This window comes from Rhodococcus opacus B4, assembly GCF_000010805.1.
In the GTDB taxonomy this organism is placed as follows: domain Bacteria; phylum Actinomycetota; class Actinomycetes; order Mycobacteriales; family Mycobacteriaceae; genus Rhodococcus_F; species Rhodococcus_F opacus_C.
In genome coordinates this window covers 6373089-6392097 of sequence record NC_012522.1, presented here as the reverse complement: position 1 = coordinate 6392097, position 19009 = coordinate 6373089, and the positions used below count along the sequence as shown (strand labels likewise).

At 68.0% G+C, this 19009-nt stretch carries 14 protein-coding genes; 3 read left to right on the top strand and 11 right to left on the bottom strand.

Annotated elements, in window-relative coordinates; translation table 11 throughout:
- Window positions 1–194: 194 nt before the first annotated feature.
- The 3 genes from efeU to efeB are packed head-to-tail and all read left to right on the top strand — an operon-like array spanning window position 195 to window position 3569.
- Entirely contained in the window at window positions 195–1130 is a 936-nt protein-coding gene (gene efeU / locus ROP_RS28985) for an iron uptake transporter permease EfeU (protein WP_015889580.1), read from the top strand.
- A 16-nt stretch (window positions 1131–1146) separates the two neighbouring features.
- Window positions 1147–2286 carry an iron uptake system protein EfeO gene (gene efeO / locus ROP_RS28980; protein ID WP_015889579.1) on the top strand — a complete coding sequence of 380 codons (1140 nt, stop codon included), beginning with the start codon at window positions 1147–1149 and terminating at the stop codon, window positions 2284–2286.
- A gap of 2 nt (window positions 2287–2288) precedes the next feature.
- The gene (gene efeB / locus ROP_RS28975; RefSeq protein WP_015889578.1) at window positions 2289–3569 is read left to right on the top strand and encodes an iron uptake transporter deferrochelatase/peroxidase subunit; all 1281 of its coding nucleotides are present in this window, start codon (window positions 2289–2291) and stop codon (window positions 3567–3569) included.
- Here efeB and ROP_RS28970 read toward each other — a convergent pair.
- The 11 genes from ROP_RS28970 to ROP_RS28925 all read right to left on the bottom strand — a co-directional run bounded on the left by ROP_RS28970 (window position 3562) and on the right by ROP_RS28925 (window position 19004).
- On the bottom strand, window positions 3562–7530 hold the full coding sequence (locus tag ROP_RS28970) for a bifunctional diguanylate cyclase/phosphodiesterase (protein WP_015889577.1): 3969 nt from the start codon (window positions 7528–7530) through the stop codon (window positions 3562–3564). The two genes, efeB and ROP_RS28970, sit on opposite strands and share 8 nt — an antisense overlap.
- Window positions 7531–7689: 159 nt before the next feature.
- Window positions 7690–7836, bottom strand: coding sequence for a hypothetical protein (locus tag ROP_RS43245; RefSeq protein ID WP_158306519.1), 147 nt, complete (start codon window positions 7834–7836; stop codon window positions 7690–7692).
- 44 nt (window positions 7837–7880) lie between these two features.
- Complete coding sequence (locus ROP_RS28965; RefSeq protein WP_015889576.1) at window positions 7881–8720, bottom strand: glycoside hydrolase family 16 protein; 840 nt, start codon at window positions 8718–8720, stop codon at window positions 7881–7883.
- Window positions 8721–8776: 56 nt separating this feature from the next.
- Window positions 8777–10885, bottom strand: a complete 2109-nt coding sequence (locus ROP_RS28960; RefSeq protein WP_015889575.1) for a hypothetical protein — start codon at window positions 10883–10885, stop codon at window positions 8777–8779.
- Window positions 10878–11714 carry a glycoside hydrolase family 16 protein gene (locus ROP_RS28955; RefSeq protein ID WP_015889574.1) on the bottom strand — a complete coding sequence of 279 codons (837 nt, stop codon included), beginning with the start codon at window positions 11712–11714 and terminating at the stop codon, window positions 10878–10880. The genes ROP_RS28960 and ROP_RS28955 overlap by 8 nt, the downstream gene beginning before the upstream one ends.
- Entirely contained in the window at window positions 11707–12378 is a 672-nt protein-coding gene (locus tag ROP_RS28950; RefSeq protein ID WP_015889573.1) for a DUF998 domain-containing protein, read from the bottom strand. Before ROP_RS28950 ends, ROP_RS28955 begins: the two co-directional genes overlap by 8 nt.
- A gap of 2 nt (window positions 12379–12380) precedes the next feature.
- Window positions 12381–13622, bottom strand: coding sequence for a hypothetical protein (locus ROP_RS28945; protein WP_015889572.1), 1242 nt, complete (start codon window positions 13620–13622; stop codon window positions 12381–12383).
- A complete protein-coding gene (locus ROP_RS28940; RefSeq protein WP_015889571.1) occupies window positions 13609–14979 on the bottom strand; it encodes a lipopolysaccharide biosynthesis protein in 1371 nt (456 codons plus the stop codon). Before ROP_RS28940 ends, ROP_RS28945 begins: the two co-directional genes overlap by 14 nt.
- Window positions 14980–14981: 2 nt before the next feature.
- Window positions 14982–16757, bottom strand: coding sequence for a serine aminopeptidase domain-containing protein (locus ROP_RS28935; protein WP_015889570.1), 1776 nt, complete (start codon window positions 16755–16757; stop codon window positions 14982–14984).
- A complete protein-coding gene (locus ROP_RS28930; protein ID WP_015889569.1) occupies window positions 16747–18057 on the bottom strand; it encodes a glycosyltransferase family 2 protein in 1311 nt (436 codons plus the stop codon). The genes ROP_RS28935 and ROP_RS28930 overlap by 11 nt, the downstream gene beginning before the upstream one ends.
- The gene (locus ROP_RS28925; protein ID WP_015889568.1) at window positions 18054–19004 is read right to left on the bottom strand and encodes a glycosyltransferase family 2 protein; all 951 of its coding nucleotides are present in this window, start codon (window positions 19002–19004) and stop codon (window positions 18054–18056) included. Before ROP_RS28925 ends, ROP_RS28930 begins: the two co-directional genes overlap by 4 nt.
- Window positions 19005–19009 lie beyond the last annotated feature (5 nt).

The window sequence follows — 19009 nt, the reverse complement described above, 5'->3', positions numbered from 1 at the left end:
CACCCCGAAATCGGGTCACGGCACGGCAACACACCTAAGGTAAAGAGTTGTAAAAGTGCTGGTGAGGGGTTCTTCGGACGCGCTCACCCGGTGTATGTTTTGCACAGGGCTAAGGTTCGCCTTGCCTACCGTAAGGTTGCCTACCCAACCTTGCCGATCACTTGTGCTCGACCTCGCCTCGATCAGGAGTGTGTATGTCAGTTCTCGCCGCAGGGACCGCGCCGTCGATCGCCACCCAGCTGTTCGGCAGTGGACTGATCGGTCTGCGCGAGGGCCTCGAGGCGGGCATCGTCGTCATGATCCTCGCCGCGTTCCTCGTGAAAGCCGAACGCAAGGACGCACTCAAGTGGGTCTGGCTCGGAGTCGGCATCGCCGTGGCAATGGTGGCGGCGATCTTCCTCGTCATCCACTACGGAACGTCCACCGTCACCGGACTGACCGCCGAGATCATCGCCGGCGTCGCGTCCCTCGTCGCGGTCGCGATCGTCACGACCATGGTGCTGTGGATGCGGAAGGCCGCACGGACCATCTCCCACGACCTCAAAGCCGGGATGGAGAAGGCTCTGGTCGCCGGTCCGGTCGCGGTACTCACGCTCGCGTTCTTCGCCGTCGGCCGAGAAGGTGTCGAGACCGCGCTCCTCATGGTCGGGTACGCCGAGAACACCGCGGGCAGTGTGTGGCCCCTCGTCGGCCTTCTGCTCGGCATCGTCGCGGCGGCCGTCCTGACCGTTCTGCTGTACATCGGCGCCGTCCGCCTCGACTTCGCGAAATTCTTCAAGTACACCGGCGTCTTCCTGATCATCGTCGCCGCGGGAATCCTCGGGTACGGCATCCACGCACTGCAGGTCGGCGGCGTACTGCCCGGTGGTTCCGCACTCGCGTTCGACATCTCCGGTGGATACGACGCGTCCAGCTGGTACGGCACCGTCCTCGCCGGCATCTTCAACTTCCGGCCCGACCCGACCGTCCTGCAGGCGGTCGCCTGGGTCGTGTACGTCGTCGTGGTCCTGTTCCTGTTCCTCCGGCCCGTGTCCGCACCCAAACGCGCACCCGAGCCCTCCGCATCCCAGACGGCCTCCGCGGCCCCCGAGCGCACTGCCTCCCCCTCACCCGACGAAACAGTTTCGTGAAAGGCAACTTCCGCCCATGAAGACCATGCGCCGATCCACCTTCGCCCTCGCCTCGGTCGCCGTGCTGCCGCTGGCCCTCGCAGGCTGCACCGAGAAGTCGACCGCGAGCACCGACGACATCACCGTCACCGCAAGCGACGAGACCTGCGACGTCAGCGCCGACTCCGGCACCACCGGGAACAGCACGTTCCAGGTCACGAACAACGGCAGCAAGGTCACCGAGTTCTACGTGTACGCCGAGGGCGACCGGGCGATGGGTGAGGTCGAGAACATCGGTCCCGGGCTCACCCGCCAGCTCATCGTGTCACTCCCCGAGGCCGGCACCTACCAGCTCGCCTGCAAGCCCGGCATGGTCGGCAACGGGATCCGTCAGGAGTTCACCGTCACCGGCGATTCGATGAGCGCCTCCGACGAGAGCGGGCAGCTTGCCGAGGCCGCCGACGGCTACCGCCGCTACATCCGCAGTCAGGTCGTCGCCCTGCAGGACACCACGCAGCAGTTCGTCGACGCCGTGAAGTCGGGAAACATCGAGCAGGCCAAGGCCCTGTTCCCCGTCTCCCGCACCTACTACGAGCGCATCGAGCCCGAGGCGGAGAGCTTCGGTGAGCTCGACCCCAAGCTGGATCTGCGGGAGGCCGACCTCGAACCCGGACAGGAGTGGACGGGCTTCCACCGGCTCGAGAAGGATCTGTGGGTGACCGGCCCCCAGCCCGACACCAACGCGATCGCCGACCAACTCGTCGTCGACGTCCAGTACCTCGCCGACCAGGTGAACGCCGAGGACTACACGATCGACCCCACCAAGATCGCCGGCGACGCCCAGGGGCTGCTCGACGAGATCTCGACGTCGAAGATCACCGGCGAGGAAGACATCTTCTCGCACACCGACCTGTGGGACTTCCAGGCCAACGTCGACGGCTCGCAGGCCGCGGTCGCCGCACTGCAGCCGATTATCGAAGAACGCAATCCGGAACTGGCCGCGAACATCACCCAGCGTTTCGCGGACCTCGATGCCGAACTCGCTCAATACCGACAGGGTGACGGGTTCGTCTTCTACGACACTGTCAACGAACAACAGCGCCAGGAACTGTCGCGCAAGATCGACGCCCTTTCGGCCGACGTCAGCCAGGTTCAGGGCGTAGTAGCAGGCGCATAATCATGACTGATCCAACCGGTTCGACCGACACGACCACCACGGTGGACGAGCGCAAGGGCATGTCCCGACGACGTCTGTTCGGCGCCGTCGGGGCGGGAGCCGCCCTCGCAGGGGCAGGCGCACTCGTCGGGCGCGCCACCGCCGCCGAACCGCCGCTGACGCACGGCGACGTCGTCGCCTTCCGGGGCGAACACCAGGCAGGCGTCGTGACGCCGGCGCAGGACCGGATGCATTTCGTGGCGTTCGACGTCACCACGAAGTCGCGGGAGGAACTCGAGGCGCTGCTGAAGAAGTGGACCGTGATGGCCGAGCGGATGACCGCCGGCGAGCAGGCCACCCCGGACGGGGCCATCGGCGACGGCCTCTACGTTCCGCCCAGCGACACCGGGGAGGCGCTCGGCCTGGCGGCGTCCCAGCTGACGCTGACCATCGGGTTCGGGCCCTCCCTGTTCGACGACCGGTTCGGGTTCGCGTCCAAGAAACCCGCGGCGCTCGAAGAACTTCCGCACTTCCGGGCAGACAACCTGGACCCGGCGCGCAGCGGCGGCGACATCGCGATCCAGGCGTGCGCCAACGACCCGCAGGTGGCCGTGCACGCCATCCGCAATCTGGCGCGCGTCGCGTTCGGGACGGCCTCGGTCCGCTGGTCGCAGCTCGGCTTCGGCCGCACGTCGTCCACGTCGACCACGCAGGACACCCCGCGGAACCTGTTCGGGTTCAAGGACGGAACCAACAACATCAAGGCGGAGGAAACCGACGTCGTCGACGAGAACGTCTGGGTGGCCTCCGGCGACGACCAGGCGTGGATGGGCGGCGGCACGTACCTCGTGGCGCGGCGGATCCGCATGCTCATCGAGCAGTGGGACCGCACCGTGCTCGGCGAGCAGGAACGCGTGATCGGACGGTCCAAGGGCAGCGGCGCTCCCCTCAGCGGCAAGGCAGAGTTCGACGAACTCGACCTCGACTCCAAGAAGGGGCACGACCCGGTGATCGACGTCGACGCCCACGTCCGGCTGGCATCCGCACAGGAACTCGGCGGCATCCAGATCCTGCGTCGCGGATACAACTTCACCGACGGATCCGACGGTTTCGGCCACCTCGACGCCGGACTCTTCTTCATCGCGTACTGCCGCAACCCGCAGGAACAGTTCGTGCCGATGCAGCTCAACCTGTCCCGGAGCGACGCGATGAACGAGTACATCCAGCACGTCGGTTCCGCCCTCTTCGCCTGCCCACCCGGACTCGCCGAGGGGCAGCACTGGGGGCAGGGTCTGTTCACGTAGCGGTACGCCCGCCGACCGATCGAAGATCGAGTTGGTCGGCGGGTAGCGGACGGCCGTGGTAGTGCCCCTGGGTGATGTCGCAGCCGTATCGACGCAGGGCCCGCAGAGTGGCCTCGTCTTCGACCCCTTCGGCGACCAGAGACGCACCGAGGCTGTGCGCGAGCTCCACCGTCGAGCGCACGATCGCGACGGAGCGAGGGTCGCTGGCGAGGCGCGCCACGAAGACCCGGTCGAGTTTCAGCTCGTCGACGGCCAGGTCCTGCAGATACGCCAAGGACGACCAGCCGGTCCCGTAGTCGTCGATCGACAGTCCGATCCCCAACGCCTGCAACGCCTCGACCACCCTTCTGGCGCGCATGTAGTCGGTCATCAGAACGCTTTCGGTGATCTCGAGGATGAGCGCGTCGGCGGGTAACCGAAAGTCCTGCAGAAGCCGGTCGATCTCGGCGACGAGGTCGGCGTCGAGCAGATTCGTCACCGACAGGTTCACTGCGACGGTCAGCGATATCCCGCGATCGAGCCAGTTACGCGCTTGACCGAGCGCAAGCTCCAGCACCCTCGTTGTCAGCGGGCGCATGAGTCCCGACTGTTCGGCATGTGGAAGGAACTGATCGGGCAGGAGCAGGCCGTGGCGAGGGTGCTCCCATCGGACGAGAGCCTCGACGCTGTGTACCTGCCCATCGCACGCACTGACCTTGGGCTGGTAATAGCACGTGAGCTCGCCACCGGCGATCGCCGTGCGCAGCTCCGCGACGGACTGCCGCTCGTCGATGCCGTGTTGGTACTCGGTGGCGTCGTACACCGCGATCGGAGGGTGCGCGAACTTGGCGCGATACATCGCTACGCCGGCACGGTGCAGCAGATCTTCGGGATTCGTGCAGTGTTGCGGGCAGAGAGCGAGCCCGATTCTCGCCTCGACGTGAAACGTGAACTCGTCGAAGTGGAACGGCTCACGCAGTACGTCCAGGAGACGACCGGCCAGCGCACGAGCCGCCGTGATGTCTGCCTCGGCAGGCAGCAGGACAGCGAACGCGTCTCCGCCGAGGCGGGCAGGCACATCCCCCGGCCGCACCGACCGGGCGAGCCGGTCCGCTACCTGGCACAGCAATTGGTCGCCCACGTGGTGTCCGTAGGAGTCGTTCACGTCCCGGAAGCGGTCCAGATCCATGAGCAGCAGACCCGGGCCCCGAAGGGGGGCGTATTCGGCCGGCCGTGCCACCCGTTCGAGGTATGCAGCGGTCAGCGCGGCCACGATGGCCCGTCGGTTCGCCAGGCTGGTGAGGTCATCGGTCCTCGCCTCCCGGTGGCTGTCCGCCAGGACGACGACTTCGCGAAACGTCACCGCGAATCGGGCGGCGACCGCGATGAGGCTGAGCGCCGCCAGTACCACCGCGAGCCGCGGCAGCCGCGCATCGTGGTCGAGAACGAGCAGCCCCACCGCAACAGCGGTGCACACCAGGGGGGGAACCCAGATGGCCAGTCCCGGCCGTCGACCGGATCGATGTCGGCCGGACGCCCGCCAGCTGGCCGCGGCCACCAGCACCGCGGCGGCATGCGGAAGCGCATCGATCCACGTCCCCTCCACGTAGCTGTCGGCGCCTCGGAACAGGTAGACGGTGTCGGCCACCGCGAACAGCATGAAACCCGCGACCAGCAGCACCCACCGTTGCTCGGCACGCCACCCCAGCACCGCGAGTGCCCCGACAGCGAGGGCCAGCAGCAGCACGTCTCCCACCGGATAGGCCAACCCCACGATCACCGCTGCGGGTGGTTCGCCGGCCACCGAGTCGATCGGGCTGAATGCGAGCGCCGCGGCCAGCGCCCCCAGAGTCAACCCCGCGGTGATGGCGTCCAACCAGATCTCGGCGGGCAACCGCCGTGCTCGCGCGCGCAGGAGCAGGACCAAACCGGCATACACGAGGGGGTAGAACGCCAATTTCAACACATCGGCCACTGATGGCGACTGGCCGTCGGGCACCCACACCATCGCCACGAGATCGCCGACGCACCAGCTCGTCAGCCCCAGCGCGATCAACCACCACGCCCGGCGCTCCACCGGTACACACCACGCACGAGCAGCGACGAGAAGGGCGGCCGACAGCGCCAGTCCGTCGTAGAGCGCCTCCAGGAGCACGATCCCCTTCGTCTCCTGATCACCCACTCCCACCGAGATCTCGTACAGAACCGCACCGATCAGCAGCATTCCGACCGCCACCACGACACGGCATCGCGACCGATCGGGCGGCGACAACCACTTCGCCCGACCCGGTCGCGGTTGGTTGCGCACCGAGCTCGAGCCGGGCGCGCCGGCACTCCCCCCAGCAACCTGATTCGGGGAGGGCGATGCGTTCGCTTCCCGTCCTCCGGCGACGAGGACGGTGGTTGCCGAGTTGCCGGTGTCGGGATCTCGGCCGATCTCACCGGCGGCCGGATTCGGCACGAATCTGCGCAGGCATCCCCCGCCACAGCGTTTCGCCGCGTACATGGCGAGGTCCGCCTGTTTGAGCAGGCCCTCGGTCGTCACGCCCATGACCTCGGATGTGGCGATGGTCAAGCCGATGCTGGGACGGATGGCGAGGACGACACCGTCGATGATGAAGGGCGGGACGAACGCCTCCAGCACCCGATCCGCAGCCGTCAGGGCATCCTCGACGCTCCCTTCGACCAGCGCCGCGAACTCGTCGCCGCCGAGACGGGCCACCGTGTCGGTGCTGCGCATGCACCCGGTGAGTCGTTCGGCGACGCGGATCAGCAGCTCGTCCCCGGCGGGGTGGCCGAGTCTGTCATTGACCGTCTTGAAGTCGTCGAGGTCCATGCACAACACAACGATCGGTATCAATCCGCGGCGCTGCCGCTGTACGGCTTGGTCCAGCCGGTCGAGAAACAAGGCGCGGTTCGCCAGTCCGGTCAACCTGTCGCGAAACGCCTGCCGGGCCACGGTGAGTAACAGACGCCGGTTCTCGGCCAGAACGATGAACTGCCGTGCCAGCAGGGCGAACACCAGAACCATGATCGCGGCGGGAATCGGGCCGGAGCCCAGACTGGGTAACTCCCGCTGCAGGCCGACCGCAACGGCCAGCAGCAACGGAACGTAGGGCAACCACAGTCGAGCCCGGGACGGGGTCTGCGCCGGAACCGGTTCGAGTGGCGGCTCGCGGGTGCTCGACAGCGCCGCCAATGCGCAGGCGACGAAGGCGGCCACCCAGCCCACGTCCGTCACACCGCCGTTCCGGTACGTCCCCAGCGCGGTCAGGTAGGACACTGCGCTGGCGGACAACGCCATCAGAATGACCCCGACGCACAGCAGTCCCAGGGTCAGCCGTTGCCCGGCCCTCGCCCGGGTCAACACGACGATTGCCATCGTCGCAATCACCAGGTCCGCAACGGGATAGGCGAGAGACAACACGAGGGCGAGGGGGGTGTCACTTCCGGCGCGGTACACGCTTCCCAGCACGGTCACCCACGACACCACGAACAGCGAACCCGCCACGATCAGACCGTCCAGGATCAGAGTGGTACGGGACTGTTCACTGCTGCCTGCGGGAAACAGCAACAACGCCGCGCAGGCGCCGATCGGAAACAACAGGTAAGCCGCAGCCGCCGCGGAGGGGAACGGTATTTGATCACTTCCCTGTCCCACCACGTAGTAGCACCAGATGGCTTGGCCGACCGACCAGGCCGCGAGCCCACCAGTCAGTGCCAGCCAACTGCGGCGCCGACCACCCCGCCCTCTCCAGGCCGCCCACGCGGCACATCCGGTCGCGACGAGAGCGAACACCAGTAGGCCCACGTCGGCAACGACGATGGTGGCGAACGCGCCACCCCACCGCTGCCACAGCGCCAGCGCGAACAGCAGGGCAGGCACCGCGAGCACGGCGGCGATCAGCCACAGAGCGCCGCTCCACAGGACGGCCTTGGCACTGGGTGTCGTCCCCATCCGTTCGGCCGTTCGATGCCCCATCACCACCACCCGAACTGCCGCCGACCGTCACCGCATAGTTGGATTCAAAGTTTCCAGAAGTCCATCTTCGCACGATAAACATGCTGAAATATAGTCCATAAACAGACCTGTGGTATGTTTATGGACTGCTGCAGGACACACGCACACCCGATGCGGCGGCTACCGGCCGAGGAGTTTGCGGATCAACCCGGAGAACGAGCGCCGGAAACGCGGGCAGTCGCAGATGGCGCAGGACGTCCCCGCACGGTAGTGCTCGTGAGCGGCGAAGGGATGGCCGCAGCGGCACTCGGAGTTCGACTCGCCCATGAAGCCGATTCTATTCACACCGGAAATTGCGTTTGTTCCGGGCGCTACTGAGAGAACCGCACCCAGTCCACCAGCATCGTGGCCGGGAAGCGTGTCGACGAAGTGACCGGGCCGGGCCAATTTCCGCCGACGGCCACATCGAGCAGCAGGTAGGCCGGGGCGTCGAACACCCAGCGTTCCTCGGGTCGGAGGTCCGCCGTCGTGACAGTGCCGACGATGTTCCCGTCGATCCCCACCGAGATGCGGCCGGGCGCCTTGATCAGCGCGTAGTCGTGGAACCCTGCGCTGAGGTTCGCGCCGATCGAACCGTCCGTGGAGCGCTCCCAGTGCCCGCCGCCGACGGTCGGACCGTGAACGCCCGCGTGGTACCGCGAACCGTCCCCGATCACTTCGAGGATGTCGATCTCTCCGCAGGCAGGCCACCCGACGCTGTTGATGTTGCTCCCCAGCGTCCAGAACGCCGGATGGATCCCCGGGCCGGACGGCACCTGTATCCGAGCCTCGATCACGCCGTACGTGAAGTCGAACTTTCCGCGGGTCACGAGCCGCGCCGAAGTGAACCCGCTACCGTTTCTGCGCGCCTCGACGACGAGGCGGCCGTTGCCGTCGAGCCGCGAATTCTGCCGGGAATCGGTGTAGACCTGTTTCTCGTTGTTGCCCCACCCGCCGCCTCCGAGGTCGTACCCCCAGAACGTCGGATTGGGCGCGGCATTCGCGGGTCCGTCGAATTCGTCGCTGCCGATCACGGTGTATCCGGAGTAGGCGGCCCGGACACCTCCGCCGACGGGTGCGGCGACGGGCACCGCCGGGGTGAGGGACAGCGCGCACAGCGCCACCGAGCACGTCAACGCCATCTCGAACATGGTCGAGCGCATCCGCTGCATGCGCCGATGCTAGGCGCCCACCGCGGCCGTTCGTGACCGAATACGCCAGTCGGCCGCTACCGTCGCGGCCCCGTGTAACGGAAGATGGCGCTGTCGACGTCCTGCGCATACACGGACCAGTCGGGGCTCGACCGCAACTGGTCCTCGAAGTTGTCGACGGATCCGTCCGGTAGATAGCCGTAGTAGCGGATGGCGGCGGTGCCCTGAGTGTTGAACACGAGATACGTGTCGCCGTCGCGTTCCGCCGCGTCCGCGGTGAGCATCTCGATCTGACCGCCGTGCGGGAAACCCTCCAGCAGGGCCGGGGGCAACGCCAGCAGGGGTTGATCGAAATCCTTGTCGACGACGGCGAACTTGATGTAGTCGGCGCTCACCCGGGTGGGCAGACCTGCGGGATACAGGGACATGATTTTCGCGGGTGGCTGTTCGTTCGCGAGGATGTCCTCCGCGAACGTCACCTGGGACTGATATCCGACGACCAGCGACCACAACCCGTAATAGCCTTGCAGGCCCGCGAACGTCATGTACGCCAGTCCGCTCGCGAGTCCGACGGGAACGGTTCGGCGGAGCAGTGCGGACCGGAACCTGGTCGTGAGCGCGTCCGCGAGGATCGGTGCGATGAGAATCGCGCATCCGGGCACGGCGTAGAGGTAGACCCGGAAGATCGCCTCACCGCCGTAGCTCTGTCCTGCCAGCAGAGCGAACGAACTGAACGCCATGACGGTCGCGACCCAGGCGGGACGTTTGCTGCGCCAGAGGAGGATCGCGCAGACCACGGCAAGCAGGATGATGCCCGCGGACAGGGAACGGCACACGGCGGAGGTGAAGATCTTCCCCACCGTGCCGACCGCGGTCACGTTGCTGGCGGCGTTGTCGACCGGGTTGAAACCGGACAGCAGGCCGTACGGTGCCACGATGTCGAGCCGCGGCACGAGATAGGCGACGAGGATCGCGAAGTAGGGCACGGGAAGCCACCACGGACGGATCTTCCGCGTCACCGCGAGGGCCGCTGTCACGCCGAACAGCCAGTAGGGGGTCAGCTGGTGGGTGGGTACCAGGGCGGCGAAGACGAGGATCGACAGGTATGCCGCGGAACGGTGCTCCGTCGACACCACGAGCAGAGCCACCACACCCAGCGCCATGACGAGGGCGACGGCCTGCGGCGAGAAGTAGTCCTGTCCCACCCAGTTGGCGAGTTCCGCCACCATCGCGGCCGTCAGTGCCACCCGCATGTCGAACCCGAGGAGCCGGGCGATCGCGGCGATCACGACGGCCAGCAACACGTGGATCACCGGCGCGAACCAGTGGGCGACGGCCATCATGTCCGCCGACGTGATGTCACCGAACCACGCGAATGCGGTGAAGAAGGCCGGCCACTCGCCGTAGATGTCGACGCCCTTGGGCGGCAGTGTCTGGAACTGCTGGATGTAGTCGACCACGCCGAGGTGTTTGTACGTCCACCCGTAGATGGGCACGTCGGTGACGAGTGTCGGGGTGAGCCTTTCCACCATGATCACGCCGAGCACCGCCACGACAGCGGTCCCGACGGCCCTCGTGCGGAGAGCCCAGACGAACGCGCCGAGCATCATCAGCGTGCACACCACCAGCCCGGGCCCGCTGCCGGCGAACAGCAGACCGAACTGTGAGTACCCGCCGGACCCGAGCCCGAAGAGCACGGCCACCCACAGCACCAGGGCGACGGCGACGAGGATCAGCGGCCGATTGCGGCGGGCAGCGTGCGCCCACTGCGACAGGCGAAACCGCGCCTGCCGCAGGGTGACCACGCGAACCGGGTCGGCGCCGGTGTCGTGCCAGCGATGCCGCAGGGCGGACGCGACGACGGCCAGGACCATCACCAGCAACAGTCCGGTGGCGGGCCAACGATAGAACCAGGCCAGGACGGTGGTGGCGGCAGTCACCACGGTCAGCCCGAGGACGGGGACGGCCGCGACCGATGCGGCGACCGGCATCCGCAACCACGTCACGATCGCGAGACCCGGGCCGCTCAGCACGAACACCGTCAGCAGCACCGCGCTCACCGGGGACGGGAGCGGTGCGAGCGATGTCAGTCCCGCGACCGCCGAGGCCAATGCGGCGACGTCGTAATACCGGGACAATTCCGGGGTTCTCGTGTCGACGCGCTCCGCCGCGAGGAGATCACTCATCGGTCACCTTCACCCAGTCGACGAGCATCGTGGCCGGAAATGTGGTGTCGGCCCCGGCGTCACCGGGCCACCGTCCCCCGACAGCGACGTTCAGCAACAGGGAGAAAGGCTTGTCGAACACCCACTCCTGTCCCGGGTCCAGATCCGCACGCGAGAACTCGCCCGTCGTGGCGTCGTCGATTCCGAACGTGATCCGGTCCGGTGACCGCTCCACCCAGTAGTCGTGAAAATCGTCCGACACATTCTCGCTGCCTTCGACATTCAGGCTCCAGGGGGTGCCGTCCGCGGACGGGCCGTGCAGCGCGCTGTGGGTGAACGACGCGTCGTTGATCGTCTCGATCACGTCGATCTCCCCCGACTGGGGCCAGCCCACGCGGTCGACGTCCGTACCCAGCAACCAGAACGCGGGGTGCAGGCCCTGCCCCGTCGGCAGCTTGATGCGGGCCTCGGCGCGCCCGTACTGAAATGCGAAGCGGTCGAGGGTGACCAGGCGTGCGGATGTGTAGCCCGATCCGTCCCGGCGGGCTTCGATCACGAGCCTGCCGTCGCCGTCGAGGCGGGAATTGGCGGGATCGTCCGTGTAGACCTGAGCCTCGCCGTTTCCCCAGCCTCCTCCCCCGATTGCGTGTCCCCAGACGCGGGGGTCCGGCAACGTTCCCGCGGTCCCGGCGAAATCGTCGAACAGGAGCACCGACTCGCCCTTCCCGGAGGCCTGCGCGACATCGCTCGACGCGTACCACCCGGTGGCGCCGATGCAGGCGAGCGCGAGGAACACCGTCGCCGACGACAGGGCACGGGCTCGGCGTGGACGGTTCAGCTGTCTATGCACCGGTGGTGTCTCCGACCCGGACGGCAGCCGAACGTCGAACCGACTGCAGCTGCGTCACGAGGTGGACGCACACGACGAACCCGAGAATCGCCGAGTACGCCGCGACCCGTTCGATGCCGCCGACACCCAGACCGAGGTCCCAGGAGTACGTGAAACAGAAGTATCCGACCAGTCCGAGCACCCCCAGCGCGACCGCGGCGTACGTTGCCGGACCCGGCATCTGAGGCCACACGGTGAGTGCCGTCGTCAGCGTGAAGAGACTTCCGAAGATGAGGAACAGTGTCGCGCCGAGCGAATGAATCTCCCAGTGCGTGTTCGACGGCGCGAGGCCGACGACTGCTCCGCCGATTCCGGCCACCACGAGGAACACCACCGGTACGAGTGGAAGCACGCGTTCGATGCGGTACCAGAGAACGGCGGCGACCACATAGGCGACACCGACCACGACGAAGGATGCGTCCATCAGCAGCGATGTCCTGCTGCACGGCGCGGTGCCGTCGGTGCCGCAGTACGGGACACCGAGGTCGCTGACGAAGTTGGCGGAGTAGCTGTAGTGACCGCGCCAGGTTCCGGCGACGAGGAATTCGACGACGAAGAACTGCAGCACGGCAACGGTGAGGTACAGCGGAGTTCGCTTCGATGTCTCCAGGACGTGTGAGGGCATGGCTAGACAATCCTTCGAGACAGGAGAGACAGTGGGTCGCACAGGGCGTCCGCGAGTGCGTCGCGGACGAGTTCGGGGTCGAAGACGTTGTCGTGCAGGGACGCCGACACGTCGAGTTCCGGGCCACGGCGCACCGAGGTGAAGACGATCGACGCCGGATCGGCCGGTTCGCTCAGCGCGGTGACGAGACGCCGGCCGGGCTCGTCGGTCCAGTCGAGGTCGGCCAGCAGCGCGGCCTCCCCCATGTCGGAGTACACGAGCCTCGCCCGGGGTGTCGCCGCGACGTGCGCGGCCGCAGTGTGCGGGATGCCGGCGCGCACGCGCCTGCGGAACTTGGCGATGCTGAGTGCGAGCGAGGCGAGCGGCCTGCCCGACGCCGTGGCCTGTGTGATCACCGCGCTCATCTCGGCGGCGTCACCGGGGTCCGGCACCGCGAACCGCACTCCGGCAGCGAAATTTCCGTTCACCGTCGCACCGTCCGGGAGATAGCGCCGGCAGTCGAAGAGGACGTCGACCTTGTCGTCGATCGTCAGACCACGACTGCGCATCGCCCGCGCGACTGCCGCGAACAGCAACGACGACACCGACGCCCCGGGCAGTTCCCGATCCCGCCAGCGCCGGAGTTCCGCGGCGGTTCCCGGCACCGCGGACTCGACGACCGCAGTGGGCGACCTGCGCCAGGGCACGACCTCGACGGGGCCGGCCGCGGGTGTGACGGAGGGCCGGGATTCGAGGAGCCGAGCGACACGGGACGGTGAGGTCGCGAAGGCCCGGGTCAACGCGCGCGCGAGCGGCAGTGCGCTGTCGCGTGTCCGGGCCCATTCGGGGACCGGTGTCCCGCTGCGTCCACCGGCGACAGCACGGACGAGTGCCAGCGCGAGCCGGCCGTCACCGAGTCCGTGCGAGATGTCGAGCAGAAGAAAGTCACCCGCGACCGCGACGTTCAGTGGATTCGCGGACGCGCCCGCACGCGCCAGCCGGGTCAGTAGCCGAGGGACTTCCTCCCGGGTGCACGGCCCGAGTTGCCGCACGGTCCCGAGGAAGTCGTGCGGTCGGTGCTCCCACCGGCGTGACTCGGTGGTCGGGACGAGCCCGATCGGGGTGTGGCGTCCACCGGCGTGCGCGAGCCCGGTCAGCGTGTCCCGGATCTCGCCGATGCTCGGCAGGCGGACCGGACCGATCGCGGTGATCATCCGGCTGCCGCTGCGCATCAGGTCGCGGGAACTCGCTCTATGCGTCGACATCGGAAGCCTGCCATTTCGGTTTCGGGTTCGCGCTCTTCGCGAGCCACCGCTCCCACTTGGCGCGGTTCTGGAGCCGGCGAAGCCAGGAGATGAGCGGTCCGGCGAGGATCACGGCGGTGAGTGTCTCGGCGGCGAGATACGCCCAGCCCACTCCCGCGACGCCGACAGACGCGCTGAAGACCAGGCTGCCGACGATGATCACCACTGTGGCCAGGCACTGGGTGACGACGGCAAGGGTCAGCCGGCGATACACCCGTGCGAGACCGTCGTAGACGGCGCCGATGACGGCGAGGGGCACGAACACGGCGGCGAGATGGAGCAGGGGCGTTCCTTCCGCACGGTATTCCGGACCGATGAATCCGAGCGCCAACGGCGCGACGAAGGCCAGACCGAATCCGCCCACCACCGCGATCACGGCGATGGTGCGGACGAACCGGCGGGACAGGCTGACGATCTTGTCCGGATGCGCGGCGGCCTCGGCCACGAACGGACCCACCATGAGGTTCACCATGATGTAGAGGGCGCTGACGATCGACCACGTCACTGCGAAGTACGCATTCGCCGCGGTACCGACCCGGGTGACGACGATCAGCGGGACGACGAGCGGAGCAACGGCCCCGAGCGCCGAAATGCCGTACGAGGAAACGAAGTACACCCCGAGTTCCTTGTTCGACGGCAGCGCCGGCACCTGCCGGTATCGAGGATCGGACCGGATGCGCAGCCCCATCGACGTCAACAGGACCACCACTGCGATCGCCGCGGTGACTCCCCAGGACGCGACGATGGCGAGCGCCGACCCCGACCCCGCGAGCACCACGACCGCCAGTAGTTTTGCCACCGCGTGGAAGACGTTCTTCGATGCCGCCCAGCGGGCGACGCCCAGGCCGGAGACGGTCTGGTCCTGGAGGGCGAAGAGCGCGAGGACGACGACGAACACCGGATAGATCGCGATTTCCAGGTTGTTCTCGAACAGCGTGTCCCGCGGGCCGAGGACGATGAGCCCCACAGCCGACACGAAGGCCAGGGTGGCCACGGCGGCGAAGCCCTTGATCAGCAACGGTCCCGCGCGGTGACCGGCCACCGGCAGGAAGCGCTCGAACATCGAGCCGAGACTGAGATTCGACAGCGTCGACAGCATGATCGCGGTCGAGATGAGCGCGGACGCCACCCCCACCTGGTCGGCGGGGAACAACCGCGCCGCCGCGCCCCAGAAGGCGAGGCCGAGCACACCGGTGACGACACTCGACAGCATCAGTGCCATCGAGTTGAGTTGCAGATTCCGCCCCGCGGAGCGCGGGGGCTGCTCGGCGCGGTGTTTGGCGTGTAGGTGCGACTGCGTCGCTGCCGGGGCTCCCATGATTATCCCGCCAACTCCGGCCGGGAATCGTCACGGTCGTCGTCGACCCGGTTCACGGTCAGTTCGCCGAGAGCGGTGGCGAGGACGTCCCGCATGACCCTGTCCCGCAGGGCGGTGCTGTACAGCGAGTGATCGCCGGACGGGTAGGTGACCAGGCGTCCGTTCCAGCCGGCCCGCCGCAATCGGCGAAGGCTGCGCTCGCCGTGGTTCTCGACGAACGCGGCGTAGTCGATCGGTGAGAGGAGGACGGTGGTGTGCACGCCGCGCTCGTTCAGTGGGGCGAGCATGACCTCCGGCACCTGCAGCAGCCCGGCCCGGCCGAGCCACAACCAGCCGCGGTACGGCACCCACAGCCGCAGGTACTTCTTCGCCGTCGCCGCGTGCCGGTGGAGCAGTGCGAGTACGCGACCCTTCAGCGAATGGTGATCGGCACTCATCGTCGACTGCTTCACGAACGCCTTACGGGTGATGGTCCAGTCCGCCATGTTCACCAGGACCACCGCCCGGACGGGGCGCCGGAGGGCGGCGTAGCTCGAATTCCATGCCCCCGAGCACATCCCGGCGAGCACAATCTTGTCGGGCTGCGCACCGCTGACGGAGATGATGTCGACGGCGTCGTCCCGGGATTCGTCCGTGTAGATGGTGGTGCATTCGCCGTGCTGCACCAGGCCGGTGTCGCCGGTGCCGCGCCGATCGAAGCGAACGCTGACGATCCCGTGTGCCGCCAGCTCGCGCGCGGTCTCGGCCCACAGCCGGACCGGGCCCACGCGGTGCTCGTTGGCCGTGCCGTGGAAGATCACCGTGGGTTCCGCAGCACCGGGCGTGGCCGCGACGAACGTGCGGATCGTGAAGAGTTCGGACGCTCCGGCGAACTCCAGCGTCTCGACGACCTGCCTGCCGTCGACGGTCCGATCCACCACGGCGCTGGCACGGAGTTCGAGTGCGACACTGTCGCAGTGGTCGCCGAAGGATGCGGACATCCATCCGGCGATCCGATCGGCGTCGCCGAACGGGAGCCGGACCGCGAAATCTGCCGGTTCGAGGAACGATTCGTAGTCGTGGACGGTGAACGTCTCGGCATTCCAGGCTTCGACGGTCTCACGCGTCCCGACGGAATCGACCTCGCTCTCGCGCAACGCCATCAAGACCTTCGCGCCGGGCGGCGGGGTTGCCGCTCGCAGGCTCATCGCCGACAGCGCCGACGCCGCCGCCGGTGCGAGCACCGCGCCGATCAGGGTGACCCGCGGATCGTCCGTGTCCTCCGCGCCGACCACCATCTGGTGGAGCGCGGTCTGCTTGCGCAGGTAGCCGCGACCACGCACCACCGGATCCCACAGGGTCACGGCCCGCACCGGAGCGCACGTCGCCGCGACCTGCGCGGCGAGCAGCGCGCCGACCCGGAGACCGACCAGCCCGATGTCCATGACGCCGCAGCTGCGGACGTACTCGACTGCCTTCCGGATGCTGTCGAGCCATCCGGCGACCGCGTCGGAATCGTCCTGGGCGCCGGGCGAATCACCGGTGCCGCGGTAGTCGAACCGCAGCACCAGCAACCCGCGGGCGCGTAATTGCTGCGCGAGATACACCAGTGCGCGATACGAGTCGACCTGTTCCTTGCCGATCGGCGGGCAGAGGACGACGGCACCGCGGCACCGGCCGTCGGCGGGAAGGTCGACGACGCCGAAGAGCGGCGCGTCTTCCGGTCCGAACCAGGTGCCGAACCGGGTGCCGTCCGAGCGGCCCGCCGGTGCGCTCGGGTGCCGGGAATCAGACTGCATCGTCACAGTTCACCCCTCGCATCGGCGCCGGATGTCGGCCCTCGACCCGGGCCTTCAGATACGCGAAGGGGCCACGCGCAATGGACCGGAGCTCGGTGACTCCGATCCCCTCGGGGAGTTCGCCGGCGAGACCGTCCGGCGGGGTGGCGACGCGGGACATCTTGCGCGACAGACGAAGGAAGGTCGGTGCCTGCCGGACGGCGATCCGCAGCGCGAGCCAGGCGGTGCGCGGATCGAGAGCGACCTTCGCGAGCCAGGCTCCCAGCCCCAGCCCGTAGCCGCGGGCCTGGACGGCGAGCGCCTCGTTGTCCGCTCGGTGCCGATGCCACACGACCGCCGCCGGCCGGTACGCCAGCTGCCGCCCGGAGTGCAGCACCCGGAAGAACATGTCGAGGTCTTCGCCGCCGTCGGTGGGGGCGCCCGCCCCGAGTGCCTCGTCGAAACCGCCGATCTCGAACACGGCCCGCCGGTCGACGGCGAAGTTCGCGCCGGTGCCGTAGATCCCGACCTGGAACGGGAAGAGCGGCACGTCGGCCGGCGGATTCGCAATGTCGAACAACCTTGGCACGCAGGAACTCGCCCATCCCACCCGCTGATCGAAGTACGCCTGCGCGGGCGTGCGGATCTCCCCGCTGGGGACGATTCCGCACACGCACGCGACCGCGTTCCCGGCCCGGAAGCCGGCCACGAGTTCGGTGAGCCAGTACGGGTCGACCACCACGTCGTCGTCGGTGAAGGCGACGATCTCCGTCCACGCCGCGCGGATTCCCGCGTTCCGCGCCCGGGACAGCCCGGGCCGCGGTTCGGTCACGACCCGCACCCGGGGGTCGCCGAGCTCGGCGACGTACCGCTGGGTGGCGTCCGTACGGGATGCGTTGTCGACCACGATCACCTCGTAGCCGGAATGGTCGAGCGACAGGATCGACTCCAGCGCAACCTTCAGGCTGTCGACCCGGTCGCGGGTGCACACCACCACCGTGACGGAGGGGCCGGGTCCGGTGGCGGTCGCGGCGCTGTCCCGTGCCACCTCCGGAGCGAGTTCAGCCAGTGCGCGGCGCAATTCGCGGGTGTCGAGTCCCCCGTCCTCGACGTCCACCTCGATGAACCCCCGCAGGGCGCGGTCTTCCCGCACGAGCAACCGGGCACGCCGGTAACCCTCGGCCCGGTCGAGCCGGTACTCGGTGTCCGCCCGCACGGGACCGCGCAGTTCGCCGACCCAGACGGCGCCGTCCCACGTCGGCGCGTGATCGCTCACCAGCGCCGGCACCAGGTCGATCCGGCGGTCGAGAGTTCCGGTCATGCCGTCACCCGCTTCGATCGCAGACCGAGGAGACCTCGGACGTATCCGGCTGCGGTCACCGTGAACCCCGCGACCACGGCACCCGCTCGGAACAGTCCGCCGTGCCGGGGGGACACGATCCCCGCGACGACGGCTCGCGGGAGTACACGTGCGGTGTACGCCCGTTCGCTGCTGAGCGCGTCGCCGGCCCCGACGAGATCGGAGACCAGCGCTTTCGACATGCCCTCGTGGTAGCAGCGCGAGAGGAAGTAGCGGAACGTGGTGCGGTCGTCGCCGACGCGGTGCACCACCTTCATCGCGGGGTCGAACAGCAACTGCGCGGTGGGCTGGTGATGTCGGATCCGGATGCAGAGTTCGGTCTCCTCGCACCCGACCGGCGTCTTCCCGACCCTGCCGATTCCGTCGCTGAACCCGTCGACGGTGTCGAAGACCGCGCGCCGCAGAGACATGTTGCAGCCGATGAAGTTCCGCACCGGTTCGATGCGCGTCGGCTGGCCGACGTAGCTGCAGCCGACAACCCAGTCGAACTCGGCGGGCATCCACACGGGGCGGTCGGCCGGCCACGCCGGACTGGCGAAACCGCCGACACCGAGCACGTCGGGATCGGAATAGTGGGCGGCGGACACGCGATACCAGTCGGGCTCGGCGCGGGCGTCGTCGTCGAGGAACGCGATCATGTCCCCCTTCGACGCGCGGACGCCGGTGTTGCGGGCGCCGGACAGACCCTTCGACTCGGAATTGCGCAGCACGCACACGCGGGGTTCCGGCGCGAAATGCAGTTCGGCACGGGAGAACAGCTCCTCCGAATGATCGATCACCAGCAGCACCTCGAGGACCGGCACACTCTGGGCGAGCACCGAGTCGACCGCGGCGCACAGATCGCTCCACCGTTCGGTGGTGTAGGCGCAGATGACGACGGAGCAGGATACGAGCGTGGACACCGTCACGGCCG